Annotated in this window: 19 protein-coding genes; 6 read left to right on the top strand and 13 right to left on the bottom strand. The window is 64.3% G+C overall.

The genetic code is table 11. The annotated features are described in order from the left end of the window. Positions 1-10: 10 nt before the first annotated feature. Positions 11-1,453, bottom strand: a complete 1,443-nt coding sequence (locus CQ047_RS16315) for an aldehyde dehydrogenase family protein (RefSeq protein WP_105676912.1) — start codon at positions 1,451-1,453, stop codon at positions 11-13. A gap of 86 nt (positions 1,454-1,539) precedes the next feature. Between CQ047_RS16315 and CQ047_RS16310 the strand changes: the two genes are divergently transcribed. Beyond that, positions 1,540-2,175 (top strand): TetR/AcrR family transcriptional regulator, encoded by a 636-nt coding sequence (locus CQ047_RS16310; protein WP_146114370.1) that lies wholly within the window; start codon positions 1,540-1,542, stop codon positions 2,173-2,175. On the opposite strand, the gene CQ047_RS16305 is transcribed toward CQ047_RS16310, so the two are convergent. From CQ047_RS16305 to pxpA, 5 genes are read right to left on the bottom strand one after another with little or no spacing between them, the layout of a single operon-like run. After that, positions 2,167-3,144, bottom strand: a complete 978-nt coding sequence (locus tag CQ047_RS16305; RefSeq protein ID WP_105676909.1) for a biotin-dependent carboxyltransferase family protein — start codon at positions 3,142-3,144, stop codon at positions 2,167-2,169. The genes CQ047_RS16310 and CQ047_RS16305 overlap by 9 nt on opposite strands. Then, positions 3,137-4,039, bottom strand: a complete 903-nt coding sequence (locus tag CQ047_RS16300) for an allophanate hydrolase subunit 1 (RefSeq protein WP_105676908.1) — start codon at positions 4,037-4,039, stop codon at positions 3,137-3,139. The genes CQ047_RS16305 and CQ047_RS16300 overlap by 8 nt, the downstream gene beginning before the upstream one ends. Further along, positions 4,036-5,379 carry an acetyl/propionyl/methylcrotonyl-CoA carboxylase subunit alpha gene (locus CQ047_RS16295; protein WP_105676907.1) on the bottom strand — a complete coding sequence of 448 codons (1,344 nt, stop codon included), beginning with the start codon at positions 5,377-5,379 and terminating at the stop codon, positions 4,036-4,038. The genes CQ047_RS16300 and CQ047_RS16295 overlap by 4 nt, the downstream gene beginning before the upstream one ends. Next, entirely contained in the window at positions 5,379-5,618 is a 240-nt protein-coding gene (locus CQ047_RS16290) for an acetyl-CoA carboxylase (RefSeq protein WP_105676905.1), read from the bottom strand. The genes CQ047_RS16295 and CQ047_RS16290 overlap by 1 nt, the downstream gene beginning before the upstream one ends. 20 nt (positions 5,619-5,638) lie before the next feature. After that, entirely contained in the window at positions 5,639-6,370 is a 732-nt protein-coding gene (gene pxpA / locus CQ047_RS16285) for a 5-oxoprolinase subunit PxpA (RefSeq protein WP_105676904.1), read from the bottom strand. A gap of 100 nt (positions 6,371-6,470) precedes the next feature. Here pxpA and CQ047_RS16280 point away from each other — a divergent pair, with 100 nt between their 5' ends. Both CQ047_RS16280 and CQ047_RS16275 read left to right on the top strand, forming a co-directional pair. After that, positions 6,471-7,913 carry a PucR family transcriptional regulator gene (locus tag CQ047_RS16280; RefSeq protein ID WP_181155977.1) on the top strand — a complete coding sequence of 481 codons (1,443 nt, stop codon included), beginning with the start codon at positions 6,471-6,473 and terminating at the stop codon, positions 7,911-7,913. Positions 7,914-8,042: 129 nt separating this feature from the next. Further along, a complete protein-coding gene (locus CQ047_RS16275) occupies positions 8,043-9,371 on the top strand; it encodes a cytosine permease (RefSeq protein ID WP_105676902.1) in 1,329 nt (442 codons plus the stop codon). 41 nt (positions 9,372-9,412) lie between these two features. On the opposite strand, the gene CQ047_RS16270 is transcribed toward CQ047_RS16275, so the two are convergent. The 5 genes from CQ047_RS16270 to CQ047_RS16250 form a co-directional block, all read right to left on the bottom strand. Further along, positions 9,413-10,240, bottom strand: coding sequence for an alpha/beta fold hydrolase (locus CQ047_RS16270; protein ID WP_219844640.1), 828 nt, complete (start codon positions 10,238-10,240; stop codon positions 9,413-9,415). Between the two features lie 66 nt (positions 10,241-10,306). Further along, positions 10,307-11,383, bottom strand: coding sequence for a BtrH N-terminal domain-containing protein (locus CQ047_RS16265; RefSeq protein ID WP_219844639.1), 1,077 nt, complete (start codon positions 11,381-11,383; stop codon positions 10,307-10,309). Beyond that, positions 11,376-11,900 carry a PadR family transcriptional regulator gene (locus CQ047_RS16260; RefSeq protein WP_105676898.1) on the bottom strand — a complete coding sequence of 175 codons (525 nt, stop codon included), beginning with the start codon at positions 11,898-11,900 and terminating at the stop codon, positions 11,376-11,378. Before CQ047_RS16260 ends, CQ047_RS16265 begins: the two co-directional genes overlap by 8 nt. A gap of 80 nt (positions 11,901-11,980) precedes the next feature. Then, positions 11,981-12,772, bottom strand: coding sequence for a class I SAM-dependent methyltransferase (locus tag CQ047_RS16255; protein WP_105676897.1), 792 nt, complete (start codon positions 12,770-12,772; stop codon positions 11,981-11,983). Between the two features lie 219 nt (positions 12,773-12,991). Next, positions 12,992-13,876, bottom strand: a complete 885-nt coding sequence (locus CQ047_RS16250; protein ID WP_105676896.1) for a phosphotransferase — start codon at positions 13,874-13,876, stop codon at positions 12,992-12,994. A 526-nt stretch (positions 13,877-14,402) separates the two neighbouring features. Between CQ047_RS16250 and CQ047_RS16245 the strand changes: the two genes are divergently transcribed. Both CQ047_RS16245 and CQ047_RS16240 read left to right on the top strand, forming a co-directional pair. Next, positions 14,403-16,715: a hypothetical protein gene (locus CQ047_RS16245; protein WP_105676894.1), complete on the top strand. Its 2,313-nt coding sequence runs from the start codon at positions 14,403-14,405 to the stop codon at positions 16,713-16,715. Continuing rightward, a complete protein-coding gene (locus CQ047_RS16240) occupies positions 16,708-17,703 on the top strand; it encodes a hypothetical protein (protein ID WP_146114369.1) in 996 nt (331 codons plus the stop codon). The genes CQ047_RS16245 and CQ047_RS16240 overlap by 8 nt, the downstream gene beginning before the upstream one ends. A 37-nt stretch (positions 17,704-17,740) precedes the next feature. On the opposite strand, the gene CQ047_RS16235 is transcribed toward CQ047_RS16240, so the two are convergent. Continuing rightward, entirely contained in the window at positions 17,741-18,829 is a 1,089-nt protein-coding gene (locus tag CQ047_RS16235; RefSeq protein WP_181155976.1) for a hypothetical protein, read from the bottom strand. Further along, on the bottom strand, positions 18,811-19,980 hold the full coding sequence (locus CQ047_RS18945; protein WP_181155978.1) for a hypothetical protein: 1,170 nt from the start codon (positions 19,978-19,980) through the stop codon (positions 18,811-18,813). The genes CQ047_RS16235 and CQ047_RS18945 overlap by 19 nt, the downstream gene beginning before the upstream one ends. A gap of 86 nt (positions 19,981-20,066) precedes the next feature. Between CQ047_RS18945 and CQ047_RS19245 the strand changes: the two genes are divergently transcribed. After that, positions 20,067-20,309 carry a DUF4209 domain-containing protein gene (locus CQ047_RS19245; protein WP_374954071.1) on the top strand — a complete coding sequence of 81 codons (243 nt, stop codon included), beginning with the start codon at positions 20,067-20,069 and terminating at the stop codon, positions 20,307-20,309. Positions 20,310-20,482 lie beyond the last annotated feature (173 nt).

The raw sequence follows: 20,482 nt of genomic DNA, 5'->3' as shown, positions 1-20,482 counted from the left end.
GCTTCCGGCTTCATCCGACGCGGAGAAGGACCTGCGCGAGCCGCCGCACGATCCCGTGCGATCCGGGTTGAACCGCCCGCAGCGTGTCAGGACGGAGCGGCTTGCGGAGTATCGGCTTCAGGTGGGAGAAGCTCGACCACGAGTAGGCGCCGTGATAGGCGCCCATGCCGCTGCCGCCGACCCCGCCGAACGGGAGCGTCGGTGCGCCGACATGGATGATCGCCGCATCATGCACGAGCGCACCAGACGAGGTGCGTTCCTCGAACAGTCGGCGGACACGCGCAGAGCCGGAGAAGACGTAGAGCGCCAAAGGCTTCTCGGTGGCGTTGATCGCGTGGATGGCGGCTTCGACCGACGGGACTGCCACGATGGGCAGGATCGGCCCGAAGATCTCGTCTTGAAGTACGGGCACGGTCGACTGCGGACCTATCACCATCTCACCTGACTGCGCGAGCGTGACGATGGACGGCGCGATGTACCGTTCTGCACGGTCATGCGCTCCCCCGACCGCGATATCCACCCCCTCGAAAAGGGATACCAGCCGATCGAAATGGCGATCCGTCGCGATGCGGCCGTACTGGGGGTTGGTGCGCGGTTCCGCCCCCCAGAGGTCGATGAGAGCCGACCTCATCGCGGCGATGAGCGGCTCCACCCTGCCCGGAGTGGTGAGAACGTAGTCCGGCGCGACACAGGTCTGCCCGGCATTCGTGAACTTAGCCCACACGATGCGCCGAGCCGCCTCCTGAAGCCCCTCATCGTCGTCGAACCACACGGGCGACTTTCCGCCGAGCTCGAGCGTGACGGGAGTGAGGTGCTCAGCCGCGGCTCGAAGAACGACACGACCCACGCCGGCGCTGCCGGTGAAGACGATGTGATCGAAGCGCTGAGCGAGGACGGCCGTCGTCTCGTCCACGCCCCCCTCGACGACACTCACCGCGCCGTCCGGAAAGTACTCGGGAACTAGCCGCGCGATCAGCCGCGAGGTCGCGGGAGCAAGCTCGCTCGGTTTCAACACGGCAGCGTTTCCTGCCGCAAGCACGCCGACCAGGGGAGCCAGTAGAAGTTGCACCGGGTAGTTCCACGGAGAGACCACGAGGATGACACCCAGCGGCTCAGCGAGCAGACCGGCCGATGCGGGTTGCAGAGCCATGGGAACCGGCACCCGTCTCCGCCGGGTCCACCGGCGGAGGTTGCGCAGCGCGAAACTGATCTCGCCGAGAACGACATCGGATTCGGTCAGCTCCACCTCTTGGCGGCTCTTTCCGAGGTCCTCCCACAGTGCACCGGCGAAGCTCGAACGATTGTCGAGGATGAGCGCACGAAGCGCCCGAAGCCTCTCGATGCGGGATGAGACCGATCGCGTCCTTCCGGACAGGAACACCTCTCGGGTCGTGCCGACGGCTGCTGCGATCGCCTCCTCATCAGGTGACGTCGCTTTCGCTCTCCCCCACATGTTTCTCCCTCAGCATTCGGGGCTCTGCGGCGCCCGACCCTTCGATCATAACTCAGTCAGTCGTATGACTGGTGTCGACTAGAGTAGTGGCTGAACACAAAGACAGGGAAGCCCGAATGCGTTACGTGGAATCATCCGTTCGATCGCCGCAGATCGTCGCCGCGGCCCGGCGCGTCATGATGCGGGACAGCGTCGCGCGAACGACGATCAGGGCGGTCGCGACCGAGGCCGGCATTCCCCTGGGCACCCTTCAGCACGTGTTTCCGACCAAGGAGCTCCTCCTCAAGGCCGTGATCGACGACGTCGCGTCCGAGTCGAACGCCCACACCGGGTCATTGGTCCGCCACGCCGGCCTCGCCGAGACCATTCGTGAAGGTGCACGCAGCTACTGGCACGGACTCATCGACGACAACGTCCCGTACCAGGTGATGCAGGTCGAGCTCCTCAACTACGCGCTCCGCAGCACGGGAGACGACTTCTCCGAACGCTGGCCCTTCTCCGCACAAGCGGCCGCCGTCGTCTCACTCCTGGAGGCCACGGCATCGAACGCCGGCGAAGTGACGGGGGCGCCCTTTGAACGCATCGCGCGCCTCTTCATCGCTGGCCTGGACGGGCTCATGCTGCAGTACGCGGCTGATCTGGACAGTCGTCGCGCCGAAGAGGATCTCGAGGCCCTGATCGACGCGACGATTCTGTATGCCCGGATCCGACCGTCACATTGACAGGTTCAACGATGCGACAGCCTGCCCGATGCGGGTAGCCCTCGCATGCCGGGCATCGAGTGCTTCTCGCATGTCCACCGGAACGAACCTCGTCTTCGTCCCCGGGGCCGCCCGAGCGAGCAGGTCCATGTCTGCGGAGATCACCGTTGCGACCATGGCGTAGCCGCCACCGGACACGGCGTCGCGATGCAGGACGATCGGCTGCGTGCCTCCGGGGATCTGAATCGACCCGACTGCGTAGCCCGCATCCACGATGTTCGAGGGATCCTGACCGGCGCCGAAAGGCTGTTCGCGCTCGCGCCACTCGACGCCGGGGCCGTCATAGCGCAGCCCCATCCTGTCAGCCGTCGGGGTGAGGGTCCACTCCTCCTCGACCAGGCGGCGGACTCCTTCGTCGGTGAGGAGGTGGTCATACAGCCCGAGAACGATCCGCACACGCTGCGAGCGCCCGAACGAGGGACGGAACCGCTCGTCGAGGGTCGAAATCGCCGGGACCGACAGCAGCGACTCCCCCACGGGGAGCGAATCGCCCGCCGCGACTGCGCGTCCGCCGACACCACCGATCGAGCCGATCACATAGGTCGAGCGACTGCCCAGCGCCTCGGGCACATCAATGCCTCCGCGCACCGCGATCCAGTACTTCGTGCCGCCCTGGATCACGCCGAAGGAGAGCATGTCGCCCTCCACCAGCTCGATGCGCGTCCATTCCTCGCGCGGCTCGCCATTGACCAGCACCGGCACTGGAGCCCCCGCGACGGCCACGACCGTGGACTCGGTCGCTCGCAGCACCGGTCCGATGTAAGTGCACTCGAGCACAGCTGCGGATGCCTGGTTGCCCACGAGGGCGTTCGCGAGCCGGGCCGACTCCTGGTCCATGGAGCCGCCCTGGGGGATGCCGAGACTGTAATAGCCCCTCCGTCCCTCATCTTGGACGGTCGTCTGCAGTCCTGGTTGCACCACCTCAAGCATCGAGAGCCTCCATCATCGTTCGGTTCGCCGCGTCGGGATCCTTCTGCCATGCGTCCAAGGAGAACGTCACCGGCGCCTGTCGCCAGCGCCAGGTTCCCGCGTCCACCTCGGCCTGAATCGCCTCGTACTCCTCCCTCTCCACCGAGCGGTAGCGGACGATGTCCCCGGGCCGGAACAGCACGGAGGACTCCGCGAAGTCTGCGAGCCGCTGTTCGGGGTCGTAGATCGGCGGGGCGACCACTCCGAACATCTGATAGCCGCCTGCTCCCCTCACGGAGTAGATCGCGCCGAAGCATCCGCCGTGCCCGATCGTGAGCCTGGGGGTATCCGTGCGAGGGCTCAGGTACTTGGGCACCACCAGTTGCTGCTCGCGTTCGACGAGCTGATACAGGAACGGGAGCCCGGCGACGAATCCGACCATGCTCACGATCCACGGCTGTGCCTGGTGGCGGCGGATGAACTCGGCCCTGTCGGCGAGGCCGTTCACCGCGGCCGCGTAGTCGAGGTCGGTGCCCGAGGGGTCCTGGTGGTACCCCTCGCGGAAGCGTGCGCCGACCTCGGCGGTGAACGGATCGTCGTACCAGACCGGCACGTCGATGATCCGGGTGGGGATGGCGGCGCCCTCACGGTGCTCGATGCCGCTCTCGATCTCGCGAACCATCGACTCGAGCGTGGTGTGCGAGAGCCGATCCGGGTCGAAGCGCACGAGCAGCGATGCGTTGGCGGGACAGATGTCGACGATGCCCTCGGCCGCGCGGCTCGTCAGCTCCTGGGCGATCGCCATGACGGTGAAGTTGGCTGTGAGGCTCATCGCCTCATCCACCTCGACGAAGAGGAACTCGTCGCCTCCCCACGTGTACCGCGACGGCGTCGGTGCGCTGATGCTCTGGCTCACAGCCCCTCCAGGATCTTCCCGGTCTCGATTGTCTTGGTGTGGTGCGCCGTGGCCAGGAAGTCAGGCTCCTCGAGCAGACGCAGGTGCAGCGGGATGGTCGTCTCGATTCCCTCGATGCGGGTGGCGGTGAGCGCCGCGCGCATCCGCTCGATGGCCTCGATCCGGGTGGGAGCGTGCACGATGACCTTCGCGATCATCGAATCGTAGAAGGGGACGACGACATCGCCCGCCTCGAATCCGGAGTCCACGCGGATGCCGTCGGGCCATTCCAGGACGGCGATGCGTCCGGGGCTGGGGAAGAAGTTCTGCGACGGGTTCTCCGCGTTGATGCGGCACTCGATCGCATGCCCGTCGAACCGCACGTCATCCTGGGTCATCCCCAGCGCCTCCCCGTCGGCGATGCGCAGCTGCTCGCGTACGAGGTCGATGCCGGTGATCTCCTCGGTGATGGTGTGCTCGACCTGAAGGCGAGTGTTCATCTCGATGAACGCCGCCTCCTCGCGCGCGGCGTCGTACAGGAACTCGACCGTGCCAGCGCCGCGGTATCCGCTGGCCAACGCCAGCCGCACGGATGCTGCGCGCATCCGCTCGCGGACATGGTCGGGGATCTCCGGCGCGGGCGCCTCTTCGACCACCTTCTGCGAGCGCCGCTGCAGCGAGCAGTCGCGGTCACCGAGGTGGATGCAGTTCTCGCCGTCGGCGAGCAGCTGCACCTCGACGTGCCGGGCCTGGGAGACGAACCGCTCCAGGTACACGCTCGGGTCTCCGAACACGCTCGCGGCCTCACTGCTGGCGAGTTCGATCGTGGAGATCAGCTCGTCTTCGCTCGCAATGTGGCGGATGCCGCGGCCTCCGCCACCGGCGCTCGCCTTGACGAGCAGCGGATAGCCGATCTCCCTTGCGATCGCGACGACATCGTCTTCCGACGACAGCGGGCCGCCGGTGCCGGGAAGCACCGGAACACCGGCATCCTTCGCGGCACGGATCGCATTGGACTTGTCGCCCATGAGCTCGATCGTGTCGGGGTCAGGGCCAACCCAGATTAGACCGGCCGCGATGACGGCGCGTGCGAACGCAGCGTTCTCGCTGAGGAAGCCGTAGCCGGGGTGGATCGCGTCGGCTCCGGTCTCCCTGGCTGCGGCGAGCACGGCGTCGGGGTTCAGGTACGAGTCCTTGGCCGCGGCCGGGCCGATCACGACGGACTGATCGGCGATCCTGGCGCTGAAGGAGTCGCGGTCGGCCTCCGAGACGATCGCAACCGTCTCGATGCCGAGTATCCGCGCAGAACGGGCGATGCGGACCGCGATCTCGCCTCGGTTCGCGATGAGCAGGCGGCGCATCAGTTCTCGTCGACCGTGACGATCACGTCACCGGGATTGACCATGCCGCCGTCCTCCACGAGAAAGGAGCCGACCACGCCGGCCGCCGAGGCGCTGATCTCGGTGAACTGCTTCATGATCTCGACCATGCCGATCGCCTGTCCGATCTCGACCGAGACGCCCTCCTCCACGAAGACGGGCTTGCCGGGTCCCGGCCTGCGATAGAAGATGCCGGGCAGTGGCGAGACGATGTCAGCCATGGTCGTCCTTTCGGTGGGGGTCAGGCGGCGTCGACGACGGCGCGCACGGCGCGCGCGACGTCGGGAGAATTGGGAGCGTCAGAGTGCACGCAGACGCTCTGGAAGCGCACATCGATCAGCGATCCGTCGATCGCGGCGATGCGTTCACCGCGCAGCGCCGTCGCGACGCGGTCGGCAGCGGCCTCGGGGTCGGTGCGGTGGGCCGCGCGAACCAGCGCGAGCGTCCCATCGGAGTTGTAGTCCATGTCGACGTAGAGTTCTCCCACGAAGGGCACCCCCTCCTCTGCGCACACCCGCTCATGCGCAGTACCGGCGAGGCCGAGGAAGGGAACATCGAATGCCCGCACCGCGCGGGCAGCGGCACGCATCAGTTCTTCGTCGCCGGCGAGCATGCCCCAGAGGGCGCCGTGCGGCTTGATGTGGTTGAGCGGCACATCGGCGGCCATGAGGAAGCCGAGCAGCGCGCCCGTCTGGTAGAGGATGAGGGACTCGACCTCATCGGGGCGCAGCGCCATGCGCCGTCGGCCGAACCCCACGAGGTCGGGGAGCCCCGGGTGGGCGCCGATCCGGACTCCGTGATCCTTGGCCAGAGCGACAGTGTCGTGCATGACGCCCGGGTCGCCGGCATGGAACCCGCAGGCGATGTTGGCGAGATCGATGATCCGCATCAGCTCGGGGTCGTTCCCGAAGGTGTGCAGCCCGAAGGCCTCCCCCATGTCGGAGTTGATGAGTACCGGTGCCTGCGCTGCCATGCGGCCACGTTAGCCCTCGGCACCACTCGAGATCGTTGGGCAGTATGCTCAATCTCCGATGTGGACAAGTGGAGTCTGCACAACGGCAGGAAGGCCACGGATGCGCGTACGCGATCTTCTGGACGACGACGTCCTCGGTGTCGAGCTGCGTTCAGAGCCCGACCAGCCGCAGCTGGACCAGCCCATCAGCGGCTGTGCTCAGTCAGAGCTGATGGACCCGACGCCGTTCCTCCAGCGCGGCGAGCTCATGGTGACGACCGGCATGGCGCTGCACTTCGAGGACCACCGCACCTGGGAGGCCTACGTCGAACGCCTCGCCACCGTGCCGATCAGCGGCCTGGCCTTCAGCCTCGGACGCATCCACGGCGCGCTGCCGAACGGGCTCGTGTCGGCGTGCAACCAGCACGGCATCCCCCTTCTCGAGCTGCCCGCGGACCTGCCTCTGCTGCAGTTCTCTCGACACATCTGGCAGGAACTGGCCGCGCAGCGCTACGAGATCGTGCGTGCGGGCTGGGAGCTGGCCGACGAGTGCACGCGCCTCGCAACGCACGGCGTCCCGATCGTCACGGTGCTGCAACGCATCGCCGACGCGATCGACGCCCACGTCGCGCTGATGGATCCGGCTGACTTCCCGCTTGCCTCCGCGGGCGTGCCGGTCACGAGGTCGAGCGCTGCCGCGACCACGCTCGCGCTCCCCGGCGGAAGCGGCGCTCGATTCACCCTTCGCATCCGCGGCGGCGCTGAGGGACAACTGCTCCAACCTCTGCTGGGTCCCGTCGCCGCCGTGCTCGCGATGCAGCTGTCGTACACGCTGGCGTCCTCATCCCCGCTCCACTCACCGGCCGCCGCGCGGCTCATTGAGGCGATGCTCGACGACTCCGTCGGCACGGAGGCTCTCGCTACGCTCGCCAGATCGGCGGGTCTCGACCCGGATGCTCCGTGCCAGTTGCTGTCCGTGTCCGCCGATCCGAATGCGTCGACCGCCAACGCTCGGCTCGTCGCGTGGCGAGCGCAGGTGCATCTGGAATCCCGATTCGGCGTCGTGCGGTTCTTCGAGCATCCCCAGCGGACCGTGTTCCTCCTCCAGCGCCCCGGGACTGCGGAGGGCGCGGCCCAGGGGCTGGCGGCAGCGATCGATCTCGCCCAGGTCGGCGTCATCCACTCAGGAGACCTGTCCTGGGAAGAGATCCCTCTCGCGCTGAGGATGGCGATGCGTCAGTCGCACACGGCAGGGGTGCGCGCGCTCCCGCCTCTCGACCTCGCCTCGATCGCCCAGGCGCTCCCGTCCGCAGGGCTCGCTTCGCTCGCCGGTCGCTTCATCGCACCACTCGACGCCGCCGACCCGACCGGCGTGCTCACAGAGACTCTCGGCGCCTACCTGCGCCACAGTGGCGCCGCGCGGGCCATCGGCGACGAGCTGTTCATCCATCGGAACACACTCGCGTACCGCATCCGCCGGATCGAGACGCTGCTGGGGGTCGACCTTCAGGACGGGGAGACGAGGGCGACACTGCTGCTCGCCCTGCACATCATCTCGGCGTAGTGCAATCCGCACAGGGCATGGGGCAAGACAGGGCAAAGGGCCGATTCCACGGCGTCAGCGGCGTCACTAGATTCACTGCTCATCGGCATTCCGCCGTCTCTGCGTGACACCCGACCCGAAGGAGTAGCCATGGCTTACGCCGACTACGTCATGCCCGCATCCGAACGAGCCCCTCGATGGTCCCTGTCCATGGCGTGGTGGGCACTCTTCTCCGCCATGTTCTGGATCTACGTGGCGGTCGCCTCGGCAGGTGCCGTCGGGCTCGTCGACACCATCATCGGAATGGCGCTGACCGTCGCCACCTACGGCGTGATCAACCTGATCCTCTCCCGTCACGCCGCCCGTACGGGTCTCACGGTGGAGCTGACGTCTCGATCGATGTTCGGCGTGGTGGGTTCGGCGCTGGCCACCCTCATCTTCGCCGCCACCGCGATCTACTACTGCGTGTTCGAGGGGTCGATCATCGCGATCGCATTCCAGAAGACCTTCGGCGGAGAGCTCAACCTCTGGTACGCAGCCGTGGTCGCCTACGCGATCCCGCTCGCCTCCGGTCCGGTGCAGCGCTGGCTCGACCGGCTGAACGGCATCCTGCTGCCGATCTACGCGCTCGGACTCATCCTCGTGGTCGTGTTCGCCACCGTGCAGAACGGCGCGCCCACGAGCGTCTTCGACGTCGCAGCGGCCGGACCACTCCCGGGCTGGGTCACCTCCTACCTCATCTACATGGGGGTGTGGATCATGATGATGTACACGTTCGACTACGCCAGGATGGGCCGGAAGCAGGATGAGAGGTTCCACGGCCAGTTCACGTTCGGCTGGGTCTTCTACTTCTTCACCTTCATCGTGAACGGGCTCGTCGGCATCTACATCATCGCCGCGACGGGACACGAGGGCAGCGAGACGGGCGTGGTCGACGCCTTCCTCGGCAGCATGGGCTTCTTCGGACTTCTCGTGATCTTCATCTCGCAGACGCGCATCAACACGGCGAACTACTTCCTCGCCTCCAGCAACCTCGACGCGTTCGCGACCAGGGTCTTCCGCCTTGCACTCCCCCGTTGGGTCTGGGTGATCGTCGCGGGAATCATCACATACGTGCTCATGCTCACGAACGTGGTCACGTGGCTGCTCAAGGCCCTGGCCTGGCAGGGTGTGTTCGTCGTGGCGTGGGTCGCGATCGCGCTGGTGTTCATCTGGATGCTGCGCGGCAAGGATGTCGTCCCCGAGGTCCGCCGCCCGTACCTCCCGGCCGTCACCCTCGGCGCCCTGGCCTGGATCGTCGCCTCTGCCGTCGGCATCCTGCTCACCGAGCTCGCGGGGGCCACCGTATTCGGGGCTCTCGCACCGGTGATCACGTTCGCGATCGCAGCGGTCGGAGCCTGGGCGGCCTTCCGCCTGCAGCCGCCGCGCACGATCGCGACGGACGATGCTCCACGGATCGACGAGCAGCACCTCGCCTGAGACCCGCGAAAGCAGCGTCGCGCCCGAGGCCGCGTCTCGCCCTAGCCGCCGACTCGGGACATCCACCTGCTGAGCTCGGCGGCCAGGGCGGCGGGCGCATCGAGCTGGATGAGGTGCCCCGCCCCCTCGATCAGCGCGACCGAGGCGTGAGGGATCGCCGCTCCGAGACGATGGGCGCGGTCGCTCGGGATCCAGGTGTCCTCCGCGCCCCACACGATGTGCACGGGTTCGGTGAGTTCCGCGTAGCGCTGCTCGATCTCGTCGGTGAACCATTCGTCGGCCTGCGCGATCTGCCGGTAGAAGGCCGCCTGTCCGGCGGCGTCAGTCCACGGCTCGGTGAGCATGTCCAGGTCGTCGGGGCGCAGCCCCCGATGGCTCGCGCCGCTGATGTACGCCTCGATCGCACCCCGGTGCACCGCCGGAGGCAACTGCTCGAACACCGCGGCATGCTCTTTGACCAGCAGGAAGAACGGAGATCCCCACGGCGAGAGCGCGACGACGTCGACGAGGCAGAGCGACCGATACTCCGCCCCGTGCAGCAGGCGCGCGCGGAGTGCGACGGCGCCTCCGAAGTCGTGCGCGATGACATGAGGATGCTCGAGCTGCCAGTGCGTGAGGAGATCGGCGAACAACTCGCCCTGCACGCCGAGATCCACCGCATGCGTCGGGTCCTTCGAGGATGCCCCGTACCCCGGCATGTCCCAGAGATAGACCGTGAACTGGCCGGCGAGCGTCTGGGCGATCGGCCACCACAGGCGAGAAGACCAGGGTGTGCCATGGAGGAAGACGACGGCAGGGCCGGAGCCGTGGCGATCCCACCGAACGGTCCGCCCTCGCCAGACGAACTCCTGCGTCAGGGGCGTGCTCACCGTTCCATTGTTCACCGTCATCGGCCAGTCGAGCTCCTGCCGTCGCTCACACGGATGCCGACGGCGTCACGCTCCACGGGTCTCCCCCGTGTCGCTCAGCGAAGCGAGCCGTGTCATCGCGGCCGTCTCGATCTCCGCGATGCGCCGCAGCATCTCTGCCGCCTCGACCAGTGACTCCGCATCCTGCGTTTCGCCTGCCCGCGCGATCGACTCCGAGACCCGAGTCCACAGCAGCGCGGACTCCGCAAATCGGGCCACACTCTCACGGATGACGTCGGCATGAGCCTCGTGTGCGACGAGTTCCGCACTCTCGGCCAGGAAGTCCCGGTACATGTTGCGGAACAGGGCCCCTCCGGTGCCGGCCCGCTCCATGAGCATGGCGATGACGGGGAGGTCGCGGGCCGGGTCATCGACCCGGTCGAGCCAGGTCGGAACGCGCGTGGCCGTGGTGAGGATGCCGCGATTGCCGAGGTTGGCGATCGGAGGCGCGAGGAACTCCTCGGCGCAGGCGGTGATCGCCGGGACGATCGACTCGCGGATCCGCTCGGGTCGCGCGGCAGCGGTCGGAACATCCACGACGAAGGCGCGGTGCCGTGCGGACATCGGGCCCCGCGCTGCACGAGCACGCGCGAGGCTCTCCAGACTCGTCGAGACCTCACCTCCCTGCTGGGCCGTGTCGACCAGGTACGCCCTGTCGTGGTCGTAGCCGTACATGGCCACGACGTGGCCGGCGAAATGCACCCGAGACCCGAAGTACTCCAGATCGTGGCTGTCGAGCTGTAGACCCACGGGCTTTCCCTGATCGATCTGCGCGCGCAACCGATCCCACGCCTTCCGAGGCGAGGTGGTCTCCTCGACCCGCAGCTCGATTCCCAGGCGCGAGGTCAGGTTCTGGGTGAGCTCGAAGGGCTTCACCCGTCCGCCGAGGAACGGGAGCTCCTGCCGCGCGGAATCCCAGTAGATGAACGACAGACCCGACCCCAGCCCGAACAGCATCGCTTCGGACAGCGAGAGCCCTGCACGCTCCAGCAGCACGCCGAGGGCCGTCGTCTCGCAGTGCAGTCCCCCCGACGCGTCGATCCCGTCGATGATCGTCGCATCGCCCCGGTCGCCACCGCGCTCCTGCCGCATCTGATCACTCATCGGACACCTGGACTCGCGCCGCGAGCCACGCCCTCTCCGCCTCGAGAAGGCACAGCGAGTAGGAGAAGACCTCGCGCGCAGCCAGAGGCAGAGCACCCTGCGAGCGCTCGGCTGCGATGACGCCGGAGATCCGCTCGTCGATCCAGACCAGCCGTCGCTGCAGCGCGTCCGCATACTCCTGCTCCGGGAGCAGGGCGAGGTTGGCGAGCCCGACGAGGGCGGGATGCGCGACGGTTCGCCTCTCGGCGATGAACGCGACAGCGGCTTCTTCCGCCGCGCGCCTGCCCGCTTCTGACGCGTGGAACACCTTCCTCGATCTGGCGCCGGCCTTGGCGCCCTCGGACTGTATGAGTCCGCGACCCTCCAGCTTCGAGAGCACGTAGTAGATCGACGAGAACCCGATGTCGGCCCACCGGCGGATGCCGCGCTGCTCGATCACCTGCTCGAGGTCATAGCCGTGCCGAGGCTGCTCGGCGATGAGCCCCAGGATGGTCAGCTCGGTCGGGGTCAGGTTCATGGCAGTTACTCTAGCACTAGAATAGTGCGTCGCTGGGGACGGCCCAGACGACAACTGATTCGATGCTGACCGCTCGAGATTCAGACGATTCCGGAACCCAGGAGATGGTTGCTGAAGTCGCGGATGTCCGGCATGTCTCCGAACGTTCGGGCGAGTTGCATCGCAGCAGAAAAGTCGGCGTCGGTCACCTCAGCGACGCTCTCCAGAGCGACACCGGCCGGGCCTTCGAGCCCGACGACTGTCACGTTTCGAAGACCAACTTCGGTCATCTCCTCCTGGAGCTCTTGTGGAGTGTGGAAGTGGCCGCCCGGGAAGCGGAGAGAGGGAACCGGCGCGCCGTGTCTCAACAGGTCCAGCCACGCGTCGAGGGAGGCGTCGAGGAGGTCAGGATCGAGGGCCGCCGCGGCGAAAGCCAACAGCCGGGGAATCGCCGCAGCGTGCACGAATCCGCCGGGTCGACACACTCGGCGCGCCTCGTTCAGTGCTTGCAGGCGTTCCTCGCGCTCGGCCAGGTGATAGAGGGGGCCAGCCATGAGAACCGCATCGAACGAGTCCTCCGGAAAGTCGAGCCGTCGGGCGTCTCCGACCGCAGCGGTGAACGTCCCGATCTGTCGCGCCGCAGCAACCTGGCTCTCAACAGGGTCGATCAACACCACTTGGTACCCGCTGCGTGCCAGCGCGTCCGCGTGAACACCGGTGGCCCCTCCGACATCCAGCACTCGCGCCGGTGCAGGGGTGGCGGTTCGAACGACCTCCTGTGTGCGCTCGAACTCGAGTCGCCCCTGCGCGGACCGCGTGGTCAGCCGCGCATGCTCATCAAAAACACTGCCGTAGTACGCCTGTATCGCAGCATCGATTCCGTCTTGGTCCATGCCTCATCATCCTGCAAGACAGCTCTTCGATCCCACTGCGTGTTCAGTTGGAGAACGTGAGCCTGACGCGGCGACAGTACGACCGCTGTCCGCAGGCCGCGTGCGAGGACACACCGATGGCGACACCGCCGACTCCGCGAACGACAGATCAGTCGGCAAACGGACATACAGCGGCCGCCCGATCTCCCGAAGCGGAAAGCACGTCAAAGAGCGTCGTTCTCATCCCGCCGTCAGGGCGGCCACGTCGCTCAGCACGGCATCACGTGAGCGCCCGTACTTGGTGAGCACGTCTTCGGGGGAACTGATGAGGGCCTTCCACAGCGCCCAGGCCGCTCCTCGTAGCCATGCATCCTCGGGCAGCTCTAGCCGGTCACGCAGTCGATCACGTTCGCGAGAACTGCAACTCAACCATGCGAAGGCCAGGTCGCAGGCGGGATCCCCCACGCACGTCTGTCCGAAGTCGATGAGCGCCCCCAATCGGCCGCTGGTGTCGAACAGCATGTTGCCCGGCGCGACATCGCCATGGACCCACACCGGCGGCTCGGTCCACACGGTGACCACGGCCTCATCCCAGAGCGCCCGACATCCCTCAGCCCGGCGCCTGTCCAGGAGAGGGAGCCGCCCCTGTACGTCCTCGCCAACCGCGCTGACATGCGAGCCGCGGTACGCGGACGCACTGCCCGCCCATGGCCCTCCGACCGTGTCGCAGGCCTGCAGCTCCTTCAGCGCATCACCCACGCCGCTGATGGCGCGCTCTCGGTCGCGCGCGTCGACTGCGGTCAAAGTGCGCCCCTCGACCCACTCTCGAACGGACCAGGGTCGGTCGAATGCCGCCGAGGGAGACCCTGTCGCCACCACGCGAGGGATCGCGACGCGAAAACTGGATCCGAGGACCTCGAGGGTCCGCTCCTCCCGAACCAGACCGGCGACGTAGCCGTCGGCACTCGGGAGGCGGACGGCCATGCGGTCACCAAGCCGGAAGGTGCGGTTGTCCCACCCCTGGACCTCCACCGGGCGGATGGGCAACTCCGACCATTGAGGGAACTGCTCCGATACGAGAGAACGAACCAACGAAGACGTGATCTCCTCGGAAGCGACAGCCATCGCGCCAGCCTAGTGAGCGACCGCGCGAGCACGCGGTGCTTCGTGCACACACCCGAAACCGATCGTCATCGGACGCGACCCGTCCCGCACTTTCGAGAGATCGGACAACCGGGGTCCGATCTCATAGAAGTTGACAGTGTGTGAGACAGTCAAACCGCGGAATCGCGGCGGGTTGACGCGGCATCTCTCGTGGCATTCGTCTCACGAAGGCTGTTATCAATCGGCCGGCGAACGAGGTGCTAGAGATGCGTCGAAGTCCGTGGGACTAAGTTCTGCCACCATTGGCAGCATGCGCAGATCCGCTAAATCCCGACTCCGTGAGCTCGGCACCGCGCGCTACTGGCGACACCGTCAGCATGTCGCCAAGCGCACGCAAGCACTACTGCAGTCGAGCTCGCAAGTACGCGGTCAGGCCGCGAAGGCGCGCGACGGTCTACGCTCGGGTTGGCGCCTGGCCTTGGGGAGCGCGAAGCTTGTCGTACTTGCCATAGCAGCCGTCACAGCACTCGAGCTCGTTACATGGGCAATGAGGACTTTCCTCCCAGATCTCAATATCTCGGTCATTGATTCGCCAGACGAGAGGGCGGGGGAAGCAGTCGTATCGCTGGTTGAGTCAGCAGTCGCCGTTGGCGCGACTCTCCTCGGTCTCTACTACGCCACGGTCGGTGTGATCGCGTCCACGATCTACAAGTCAGTGCGTGGCGATGTCCGAGATCTCTTTATCTCAGAGCGAAACAGCGAAACTTACCTGAGCATCGTTCTACTCACCGTCGCCAGCGGCATCACTGTGCTAGTTGCGTCTGCGCTCGGATATGCGGTCTCCAGCCTGACGCTTCTGGTGCTGGCGATCTTCGCAACGTTGACATGTGTCGGGCTGGTCGGAGTTACAAAGCGGCTGCTTGCCTACTTCGATCCGTCTCAGCTCGCCCTTCCTCTTATCCGCAGGCTCGCAGCAGCCATCTTCGATGCTGGGTCTGAAAGAACTCGCGGGATCCCGCACCGTCAAGACGAAGCTCAGACTGCGGCGATCCGCTCGCTGGCCTCATACAGACACCTGATCGAATTGATCGAGGGGACCGAGTTGCGTAATGCGACCGCTCCCGTCTCGTTGACCCGCCAGTTGCTTCAGACGCTCGAACTCTACTCGTCATGGAAGCACGCAATTCCGACCGACAGCCGCTGGTGGCAACGTGTGCCTCAGCATATGAACTGGCTGACGGCCGATCACACTCGGCTGCATCTCGCATTGCACACATCCTCGGGTTTTCCGCCCGACATGCAACCGGATTACCTGTGGTTTGAACATGCCCTGGCACGCCTCCTCAAGCGGACGCTGACTGTGGCATTCCGGTCGCAAGGTGGCGCGGACGCACTCTCTGTCGCGGAGGATGTTGCGAACCTTGTCTATCGCCTGACAGCTCGGTCACAGATCGAGGAAGCGCTCGTAATCGAGACCATGTGGGGCCTCGTAGTTGCCGAGGTCACTGACACGCCACAAGTGGCTGCCAGCGACGCGGCCGACTACGAACTTCGCATCAATCAGATGGCCGCTGCTGAAAGCCTCGTTCGCCCACTCACCTCGATGGTGTTGGGGCTATCGCATGGCGCGACGGCGCTTGCTACCCGAGATCTTGCCGGCGAGTTTGAAGCGGCTCTCCAGAGTCCGAAAGACCTATACAGCGGCACCCTCCCGACAGAAACTCGGAAGATGCTCGAGGGTTTCGCAAAGGCTGTGAAGCGGGAGATCGACATCGAAGGTCATCGGATCACTCCGTCATGGTGGGTAAATCACCTCGCAGCACGCAGCATGGTCGACGCGTTGATAGCTACGGAGAACGGAATCCTTCGGGCGTTGGGAAGCAGAACCATCGATCGCGTGACCGCTTTTCAGACCGGAGAGCGGCCCGACCTCGCAGCCGTTGCGGGAATGGCATCGCTCGAGCTGCTTCACAAGTTGGAGGTCCATCAGCATCGGGTTTCGCGCACGCTCGAAACGCTGGAGAAGTACCGCAACAGCAACACAAGCATTCCCGGCTGGCCCACCAGATCACCTGACAGCATTAGCCCCCGCAACGAACATCAGAACCTACTTCGAAAGCTCGCTGAGCTTCTTCCTGCGCTCCGACGTACAGCGTTCGATCCTCGAGAACCCGATCTCTATGGCCAGGTCTACCAGTTCGTGATTGAAGGAGCCTTCACGGCGATCTTGGAGGGGGAGCGCGATCGGGGCCTCCTGATGTACGAAGCTGCACTGTCGGAGGTTGATTCTGCACGAAGCCGCATCAGCGCTGACCTCGCCAATGTACCTGATCGCACTCGGCTCACTTTCGCCCTCGAACCAGTGATCACTGCCATGGACCTCGCTGGTTACGCGCTTCTTGTACAGGAGCTGGACGGTTCCGGGATTTGGGCTGAGGTCCGAACGTCGTGGGAAAGCAGGCTCCGGGGCGATCCCGCCCTCTCACAGTTCTTGCTTGCCGCGGCCGCGCACGCTGACGATGCGCTTCCGATGTCTCCCGGTAGCTTCGAACGCAGCCGGCGGTCGTCCCTACTCGAGCACATGCTCGAAGAGCGAGAGATCCACCAACCGGAGACATACGTGTGGCCGCCCTCTGTGAACCGTGGGCGCCCGCACTCAAGCCCGATCGTTTCCGCTTTCGTACCTAGCCGCTACCGAATGACCGGCGACTTGTACGAACTGTTCGTTGCAGAGTTCTTGGTGTCGCACCTGCCCCCCGACGCTGAACTCCCGAGCAAGGTTCGCAGGCTAGCGGAAGCGATCAAACGATTCCGAAATCTTCCCGAGCCGGTTGTCGAGGACGGAGATTCGCATGCATGACAACCCTTTCGAGGATCTCATCGGCGATCGATCGCACAGATTTCTTGGAGACCCCCACTCAGTGCCGAACAGGCCCCGCTGGCTGGTTGAGCCCCCGGATCCGAGTGGCAACGAGTACATGTTTGTCGACGACTTGCGAACCCACTCACTGCCATATGGTCGAGGACTCGACGGGGGCTTCGATCTCAGGATTGATACGGATGATCATCGAGTAAAAGAGATGATCATTAACGCGATGCCTGCCCCGCTATACCGACACGACGACCTGTCGGATGCCTTCCGCGACTACATCGAGATGGCACTGACATTGCTGTCCCGTGGGAATCTCTATCTTGAGATTGAGTACTACCGCGAGTCTGATGAACTAAGCTCGCGACCCGTCGCGTTCCGGCTGGAAGCGTTGTCCCCCGAGCTAGTTCAGACGAAGTTCGGGAAGACCTTCTACTGGCAGCCGCCGTCTGATCAGAACGTCGAGTCAGAACACTGGACAAGAGAGCTGCTCGACCCTGCGAGGCTCATCACCGTGTCGTTGCCCCGCGACCTGCGACGAACCATGGACAGGGCTCTCAAGATCATCCAGATCGCAGACCAAGACCTTGATGTGATGCAGCGTTTCACTCTCGGAAAGCAAGGATGGGGTTCAGGTTTCGACTTGCAGGAGTACCAGCGCCGATCGAGGAACATCGTCCTCCGCGAAACAAGAGAGATCGGGTGGCCTGGACGTGGACTCTTAACCGAGGGGCTACTCGACCCAATGAAAGCCTGGCGGGCGATCCAGTTCGCTCAGCTGGTAGCGAGAATGCGAGACATCGCTCAAGACGGTCTACAGGCAGCAATCGCTCGAGCCGGCGACGAGATCGGCTTCGAAGCCACGATGTCTCTATCAGGTGTGCTCACTCAAACAGATCTCGACCGGCTCCAAAACGAACTGGGAAGTGGCGTCATTCCGATGGCCGAACTGCTGAATCCATCTTTTCACAGAACGTGACAAACGCACCGAGCCTGCGTATTCGGAGGTACGATTCTCAGACGGTGACCGGATCGAACGCGCTGTGGAACACGTCGTACACCACACCGACCAACGCGCAACATACAGCGTTCCAGTCATAGTCGGATATATTCACGGAGTCGAGCGAGGCACCGAAGTGAACAATCCTATTTCGCAGACCGTATATAGACGACGCAGCGGAACGCGCCGCGTCGTCGCCACCTTCTTTGCCGAACGACGCGACCACCTTGCGCAAGTCCGTATCGGATGCGTGTCGAAGCACGACCTCAAGGCTTGAAGCCTCACGCGGCCGCCAACTGAGTTTTTGATCGAGCTTCACAGCCAGCTCCGACCATGCGATACTCAGGCCGAGCGCCTTTGCAAGTTCCTCACTAGTTTTATACGCGTATGTTGCCTCGAGACAGCGATAGAGCGCGAGGTACAAGTTGCGGGGGTCGGTATCGAACACCGCTCGACTGATCGCCTCATATGGAAAGGACTTGGCGGAGATAGAGGCGAGCGCTAGGAGGTCTCCAAGTAGCGCTTCACTAATCCATCCCCCTCCATACGCACTTTCCGCAGCAGCAAACTTTGCAACGAGTTGATAAAAAGAGTTCTCATCAAGACTGAAGCGACAGTCGAAAACCGCTAGCCGCGGAAACAGACGCTTCAGCTCCTCGACATCATGCCCCTCATATGAGTCCGTCGTCGAGTCAGCTACCTCGACGAATGCCTGAGCTTCGAGCCCGGACCTCTCGGGTCGAATCTCGAGTTCGCTCAGCGTGACGACTACGTGGCCCGGCAGGCAATCCGACTCTTGCACATCCTCACCGAACTCCGGATAGCGGTTCACGTACTCGTCGAGATAGTCGAAGCCGACAAGGATGATGAAGTCATCGTCGCCCAGGGTTGCATGGACCGCGGCGCGCTGCGATCCGAATAAGACTCTTCGCCCTAACGATAGATGTTTGATTATGAGGTCGCTCTCTTCATCACCCTCCACGTATCGGTAACCGTCGTTTGGCGCGATCGGCGCGCCCCGACCACTGCAGAACTCGCCTAGACGTTGAAACAACCTCTCATTGGCGCTGATCATCGTTCTTGCCACTACTCTGCCCGCCAGCACTGCTCCATGTTCGGAACGTCGAACCCCTCCTCCACGAGGACTTTGAACGCTTCTCCATACACTGCGCGCTCGTAGCGACCGACCTGACCAACCCGCCTGTCGAGCACCTCTCTCAAAACGTCAAGCCTAAGGAAGTCGCCTAGGCTTTCCGGGGCCATCCCGTTTAGTCTTTCACAGAGAACCTCTTGCTTTGACACGAGCGAAGCGATCTTTTCCTTGCGTTCTATCGGAGAGCGATTTGCACCTGGGCGTCCCAGCACTGCGACTCCGATCGCGACCATAAACCCGATGCGTGCCGGTTGACTGTCGAAGACATGCCTTCCCCGCGATAGCTTTGAATCTTCTTCAGCATCGACGAATGCTGAGAACGCCGTGTCCAGGCGTGCGAGCATGCCCATCGCCTCGTAGAACTGGTCCTGAAAGTCTTGATCGGCGACGTTGTCGACGAAGTCGAGCCTGGAGAACTCATCGGAAACCTGCTCGCGAGTGTCAACACTCGTCTTTCGAAGCGAGAAGGCGATGTACAACTCCACGACCGAGTCAGTTCGATACTGCGCAGCCGCAACGCGACGTCCTTGACTGTCAGTTGTGATGATCCTGTCCAGATCTGGCACTCGAGACTCGAGTTCGCCCAAGAGTGGGGCGTATACGACCGTGAGCTGACGGTTAATTGTCCACGGCACCTGACCCGTGTTCAGCACCAACATTCGATAGACCATGGCACGAACGCTTGTAGTGAGCCAGAATTCGACTCGCAGTGACCGGGAGCGGACGCTCTCGTCGGATGACGCTGCCTCAAGAAGCGCGGATGTTCGTTGCATCCCATCGATGATTGATAGTTGGTCGCCACCCTCAGCCGGCAGTACCGCGCCGATCTCAAACGAACCCGATGTGTCGAGTGCATCGAAGCGGTCTTGGGTAAGTACAAGTCCGACCACGAGCGGCGGGAGGACTGCACCCTGCACGATGTCCGAAACCATTCGTGATCGAATTCGTTTTGCGGTGGTCGTGGCGAGGGTTGATCGCTGGCCCGAGATAGACCCTTGGTTCTCGTGTGCCTCGCGTGCAAGATCGAGGTACGCCCCGATGGACATCGTCGTCTGTACGGACCAGCACTTCGTCCGCTCGTCGTACAACCAGCTGCTTGCCATGGGGGACCTTTCATCAGGTTTCAGTACCGCGGTTGAGCGCTGGAGCGACCGAGGTGCCTGGTTAGCATCGCAACCTCGTGTAGCGAGTGTCGGCCGACTTGCTCAGGGTCAGCGTATTACGACTCGTCAGATCACAAGTGCGCCCCGAGTCAGCGCTCAACGCCCTCATGACACGTGAGTCCGCGATTGAGATCTTCGGTTCGAACCTTGCGTACGAGATTCGTGCGCTCTTCTGCGGACCGATCGGACCCAACCTCCGCGATCAGTATGCCCATGGTCTCAACAGCGATGCAGTGTCCGTCTCGCCCGAAACCGTCTACTGCTGGTGATTCATGTTGAGACTCGTGTTTGTCCCCTTCTGGAATCACATTCACGATGCTAAGACGGCGGACAGCCATGAGCCTGACGAACGCTCACTGGCCGCGCCGGACGAATCAGCATGATTATCTCTTCGACTACTGAATCCACCAATCGACGCACATCAAGAAGTTCTCATCCGACG

It is taken from the genome of Microbacterium sp. MYb72 (assembly GCF_002979415.1).
GTDB classification, from domain to species: domain Bacteria; phylum Actinomycetota; class Actinomycetes; order Actinomycetales; family Microbacteriaceae; genus Microbacterium; species Microbacterium natoriense.
The sequence above is the reverse complement of the archived record's forward strand: the minus strand, read 5'-3'. Positions and strand labels throughout refer to the sequence as shown.

Excerpts from the sequence above, each read along its gene's own strand:
- CQ047_RS16275 (WP_105676902.1), top strand. The coding sequence starts at position 8,043 with ATGGCTTACGCCGACTACGTCATGCCCGCATCCGAACGAGCCCCTCGA.
- CQ047_RS16265 (WP_219844639.1), bottom strand. The coding sequence starts at position 11,383 with ATGAGTGATCAGATGCGGCAGGAGCGCGGTGGCGACCGGGGCGATGCG.
- CQ047_RS16255 (WP_105676897.1), bottom strand. The coding sequence starts at position 12,772 with ATGGACCAAGACGGAATCGATGCTGCGATACAGGCGTACTACGGCAGT.
- CQ047_RS18945 (WP_181155978.1), bottom strand. The coding sequence starts at position 19,980 with ATGGCAAGCAGCTGGTTGTACGACGAGCGGACGAAGTGCTGGTCCGTA.
- CQ047_RS16260 (WP_105676898.1), bottom strand. The coding sequence starts at position 11,900 with ATGAACCTGACCCCGACCGAGCTGACCATCCTGGGGCTCATCGCCGAG.
- CQ047_RS16245 (WP_105676894.1), top strand. The coding sequence starts at position 14,403 with ATGAGGACTTTCCTCCCAGATCTCAATATCTCGGTCATTGATTCGCCA.
- CQ047_RS16295 (WP_105676907.1), bottom strand. The coding sequence starts at position 5,379 with ATGCGCCGCCTGCTCATCGCGAACCGAGGCGAGATCGCGGTCCGCATC.
- CQ047_RS16315 (WP_105676912.1), bottom strand. The coding sequence starts at position 1,453 with ATGTGGGGGAGAGCGAAAGCGACGTCACCTGATGAGGAGGCGATCGCA.
- CQ047_RS16290 (WP_105676905.1), bottom strand. The coding sequence starts at position 5,618 with ATGGCTGACATCGTCTCGCCACTGCCCGGCATCTTCTATCGCAGGCCG.
- CQ047_RS16280 (WP_181155977.1), top strand. The coding sequence starts at position 6,471 with ATGCGCGTACGCGATCTTCTGGACGACGACGTCCTCGGTGTCGAGCTG.
- pxpA (WP_105676904.1), bottom strand. The coding sequence starts at position 6,370 with ATGGCAGCGCAGGCACCGGTACTCATCAACTCCGACATGGGGGAGGCC.
- CQ047_RS16240 (WP_146114369.1), top strand. The coding sequence starts at position 16,708 with ATGCATGACAACCCTTTCGAGGATCTCATCGGCGATCGATCGCACAGA.
- CQ047_RS16305 (WP_105676909.1), bottom strand. The coding sequence starts at position 3,144 with ATGCTTGAGGTGGTGCAACCAGGACTGCAGACGACCGTCCAAGATGAG.
- CQ047_RS16250 (WP_105676896.1), bottom strand. The coding sequence starts at position 13,876 with ATGGCTGTCGCTTCCGAGGAGATCACGTCTTCGTTGGTTCGTTCTCTC.